The sequence below is a fragment of the Bradyrhizobium sp. NBAIM08 genome, from assembly GCF_020193935.1.
GTDB lineage: Bacteria > Pseudomonadota > Alphaproteobacteria > Rhizobiales > Xanthobacteraceae > Bradyrhizobium > Bradyrhizobium yuanmingense.
In genome coordinates this window covers 1-438 of the sequence record NZ_JADYVR010000449.1, presented here as the reverse complement: position 1 = coordinate 438, position 438 = coordinate 1, and the positions used below count along the sequence as shown (strand labels likewise).

The following is a 438-nucleotide window of genomic DNA, read 5'->3' as shown; positions in this document are numbered from 1 at the left end:
TCTGCAGTCTTCTTCGATCAATACCGAGATCGAAAACTTTGAGCATTATGTGGCGCGAGTTGCCTCAAACATCTGCATTGATTTCCTCCGCGCTAAGTCGCCCGCGCGCACCCGACTAAAGGACAGTCTGAGAGATCTCTTCAGGCGGCATAAAGATTTAGTCTCTTGGGAATACGAGAGTGAAATCTTATGTGGGTTTGCCGTCTGGCGAAATACCGGCAAGACGGTCTTCTCTGGACAGGCGTCCCATGACATCGATACAAAATTGGAAGCCTTTAAAGCAGCGCGTTTTGCAGATGAAGACGTAAGAACCGCGCCCTTTCCGCAAATCGTAGCCGAACTCTTCGACTGGGTAGGAGGTCCCATTGAGATTGATGTGTTGGTTAGGATAATGGCTACTCTTCTAGACGTAAGAGAGCAGCCGATTGAGTCCTTAGA

Annotated in this window: 1 protein-coding gene; it reads left to right on the top strand. The window is 49.1% G+C overall.

All coding sequences use genetic code 11. The annotated features are described in order from the left end of the window. The coding region (locus I6F37_RS40375; protein WP_225154432.1) for a hypothetical protein at positions 1-438 on the top strand (438 nt) is incomplete at both ends.